The sequence below is a fragment of the Chitinophagales bacterium genome (genome assembly GCA_020636495.1).
Classification (GTDB): domain Bacteria; phylum Bacteroidota; class Bacteroidia; order Chitinophagales; family Chitinophagaceae; genus UBA5543.
The window spans coordinates 1-4,022 of the sequence record JACJXQ010000017.1; the positions used below are offsets into that span (position 1 = coordinate 1).

A 4,022-nucleotide genomic window follows, 5' to 3' on the forward strand; every position below is an offset into this window, starting at 1 on the left:
GCTGATAGCACTGGAACCACCGGCCGGTATCATTGTATTGCGCGACCTTTTTTTAGAGAACACCGTATACCCCCACGACGCACCCCTGACCAAAGATCTGTTCTTCAGCGGGCATGTGGCCAGTATATGGATCTACTTTTTGTGTGCGCAGAGGAAATTCCTGAAAGTATATTTCGTAGCCGCCACACTATGTATGGCCTTTATGTTGCTGAGCATGCGCGTGCATTACAGCTATGATGTGTATGGTGCGATATTCTTTACCACGCTCATCTACTTCGCCCCATCCAGAATAAGACAATATTATACTGCCAGGCAGGCAGTGCCGGTTGAGTAGCCAACACCTCAACATTGCCCGCAAATTGGATTATCTTGTGCATAGATGTTCCGGCAACTATCATACGTTTATTGTATAGCAACAGCATTGCTGCTGGTAGCATGTGGTTCGCATCACAAAAATGAACAGAACGTTTTTCGTATGAACATGTCGGGCAAAGCATTGGAATCATTAGATCCCGCCTTTGCCAAAGACCAGTATATGATGTGGACGGCCAACATGCTTTTCAATACACTTGTAGCCACGGGTAGCAACCTGCACCTTACCCCCTCGCTGGCCAAAAGCTGGAACATCAGCGACGATGGACTCACTTACACGTTTCATCTGCGCAACCATGTGTACTTTCACAACAACCCGGCATTAGAAAAAGGCAGACAGTTAACAGCCTCCGATGTGGTATATAGTTTCAACCGTATTATTGACCCCGCAACGGCATCGCCCGGGGCATGGATATTCAACGACCGTATTGCAGAACAAGACCCTTTTGTGGCGATAGACGACAGCACATTTCAACTGAAACTGAAACGTCCTTTCCGTCCACTATTGGAGATACTCAGCATGCAATATTGCAGCATTGTACCGCACGAAGTAGTAGAAAAATGGGGTAAGGATTTCCGTACACACCCATGCGGCACCGGTCCGTTCGTACTGGAGCAGTGGGACGAAGGCAATATGCTGATATTGCACCGCAACACCTCCTACTGGGAGCAGGACGACACAGGCAGCCAACTACCCTATATAGATGCAGTGACCATTGGTTTTGCCACCAGTAAGGCAACGGAGTTCTTCCGGTTCCTGCAGGGCAAGCTTGATTTTGTCAATGAACTGGACGGCTCTTTCAAAGACCTGGTGCTGACCAAAAAAGGCGAACTGAAAAAAGAATATACCAACAAACTGAACCTGAGCAAACGCACTTACCTGAATACCGAATACCTCGGTTTTCTTACGGATACTACTAATCCCGTATTGGCAAACTCGCCGATAAAAAATGTACTGGTGCGCCGTGCTATGAACTACGCCATTGACAGGCAGAAGATAGTGACCTATTTCAGGAATGGCATCGGCTTGCCTGCTACTTCTGGCTTTATACCTGAGGGGCTGCCGGGCTACGACAGCACGCATAGTTACGGTTATCATTATGACCCCGCCAAAGCATCGGCACTGCTGGCAGAGGCCGGCTACCCCGGTGGTAAGGGCATGCAGCCCATTACCGTACTCACCCCTGATATATATTCAGATGTAGTGAACTTTGCCGCCAACCAACTGATGGAAGTAGGCATACCCGTAAAAGTAGAGCTGATGCAATCGAACATACTGCGGCAGCAGATGAGTAAATCCGAAGCCGTATTCTTTCGCGGGCAATGGATAGCAGATTATCCTGATGCGGAAACCTACCTGGTATTTTTCAACGGCAACCTGCCCGCACCGCCTAACTATACGCGCTTTAACAATGCTACCTTCAACCGCTGGTATGATGAAGCTATGGTGACGAATAATGATACAGCCAGGTGGGCGCTGTACCGCAGCATGGACAGCCTGGTAATGCAGGAGGCGCCGCTCATCCCCCTCTTCTACGACCAGATGACCCACTTTACACAAAAAAGGGTGCGCGGTTTTTCCGCAACACCCATGAATGTTATTGACCTGAAAAGGGTCAGGCTGGACTAATCCTTATTTCTTCTTATACTTTGATATCAGTTCTGAAACGCTGGCCCTGCGTATGTATTCAGGGTTCAGCGTGGTGAACAGTTTCACCTTTGTTGGTGCCGATTTCAGTGCCATTTCAAATTGTATCATCGCCTCTTTCGATTTACCCAGCTCCAGTAGTGCCGCAGCCTGCAGGTAACGGAAATCGGCCTTATCACCGCAATTCTCACGAGCTATTTCTATCTGCGTAAGCGCCTCATCATAATACCCCGACACATACAGCCCTTTTATCAGCGCCATCCATGTGGTCTTATTACCCGGCTTCAGCTTCACCGCATTCAGGAAACATACCAACGCCTCGTTCTCCGCGTCCATCTCCATCAGGCAGTTGCCTATGGCCATGCAATAGGCCGCATTTTCTTTATCCAGGTGTAATGCTACCGAGTATGATTTTACCGCCTTCTCCCACTGCTTTTCGCGGGCATAGGTCTCGCCTATTTTAAAGAATATACTATCATCCTGGGGGCTGAGTTGCGAAGCCTTGCGATAGAAGAAACGCGCACGCTGGAAATTCTTTTTCTTCTCCCAGCAAAAACCTATCGCCTCAAATATCACATCTTCGGGCTTGGCCAGCTCCATATGTGTTTCCAGTACGTCTATGGCTTTTTCATACCATTTCAGGCGCATATAAGCGTCTGCCATATTGCGGTAAGCAAATTCGAATTTCTCGTCTATCGCTACGCAAAACTCGTAGGAATCAATTGCTTTTTCGTACAGCTTCAACCCCTGGTACGCAGTACCTAAGTTGAACCATGCCAGCGCGTTATAAGGATCTTCGTCTGTTATACGGGTGTGTATCGCTACACTTTCATCCAGTCGTTTGGTAAAGTCTGCCCAGAAGCAAATTTTCTGCAACGCTTCCTCGTTACGGCCGTCTATCTGCACCACCCGTTTCAGCGTGTCGAACACAGCTTCAAACTCCTCGCACTCGTCATACACATCCGTCAGTTCCAGCAGCACCTCCATCTTTTCCTTTCCCTGGAAATTATCCGCGCGTTGCTCCAGCAGCAGCGCCGCCTGGTCGAACTTGAACTGGCTCACCAGTATGTCAGAGCGTAGCAGCGTAGCATCCAGGTTCACGGTGTCGTGTTCCTCCAGTTCGTCCAGGGCATGAAGCGCCTGGCCGTACTTTTGTGCCTGCACCAGTATTTCGGCCCTCAGCAACAGGATGGATGTAGAAAAAGGATAGTACGTTCGGGCTATGTCACATGCCAGGAGCGCCTGCTCCTCGTTACTGTTTTGAAAATAGTATTCTACCACACGCTCAAAATCCTCCTCGTCCATAATACTGTTAGACTCTCCGGACTTCACCTCTTCGTATCTCCTCAGCAATTCATCCAGCGAGTTCCATTCATCTTCCATGAAATCGTCAAACATAGCCAGTGATTTATACCAAAAATAACACAATCAGGCGGCTTTTGCTATAGGCCCGTGTTAACTCAATGTCAAAATGCACAAGTTATCAACATATTGAAAAAGCCGTATGATACAATATCATACGGCTTACCCAATAATGTATTTAATAATAATTATTCGTATTGATGTATAGGCAAAACGAATGAGTGTGTTGTGCCTGCATTTTCTTCAAGAATGATAAAAGGTAATCCTCCTTTTACTTTCTGCGACCTGATCAGGTCCCATCCTTTTGCCAGCAGGTAATAGTTGCCGGGCAGCAGTCCGTCAAATGAACCAACTGGTTTACCATCCATCATTTTACACCATACCGAGTCGTCGTACTTACCATCTACAGGCACTACAGCAGCATCGTATTTTATGTATACCATGCAGCTGTCTATATCTATACCATTGTGGTTGGGTGTCACGCGGAAGCCTGCGTTGCCACCAGGACCTGCCGTGGGCTTAGGCTGAACGTTATCACCACCCGGTGTGGTTATGGTAACAGTATTGCTGTTCCGGGTTGTTTTTATCTTTTTACAACCTACTCCTAAAAAAGTAACTGCAGCCAATATCAATGTAAAAC

General features: G+C 47.7%; 4 protein-coding genes. 2 read left to right on the top strand and 2 right to left on the bottom strand.

From position 1 onward, the window contains the following. Both H6550_16595 and H6550_16600 read left to right on the top strand, forming a co-directional pair. Window positions 1-334 (top strand): hypothetical protein (locus H6550_16595; protein ID MCB9047756.1); only part of this gene is annotated, 334 nt, incomplete at its 5' end. A gap of 45 nt (window positions 335-379) precedes the next feature. Continuing rightward, complete coding sequence (locus H6550_16600; protein ID MCB9047757.1) at window positions 380-2,002, top strand: ABC transporter substrate-binding protein; 1,623 nt, start codon at window positions 380-382, stop codon at window positions 2,000-2,002. A gap of 3 nt (window positions 2,003-2,005) precedes the next feature. Here H6550_16600 and H6550_16605 read toward each other — a convergent pair whose 3' ends face one another. Together H6550_16605 and H6550_16610 are read right to left on the bottom strand one after the other, a co-directional pair. Next, window positions 2,006-3,418, bottom strand: a complete 1,413-nt coding sequence (locus H6550_16605) for a tetratricopeptide repeat protein (protein MCB9047758.1) — start codon at window positions 3,416-3,418, stop codon at window positions 2,006-2,008. Between the two features lie 152 nt (window positions 3,419-3,570). Beyond that, window positions 3,571-4,022: hypothetical protein (locus H6550_16610; GenBank protein MCB9047759.1), on the bottom strand; the 452-nt coding region annotated here is incomplete at its 5' end.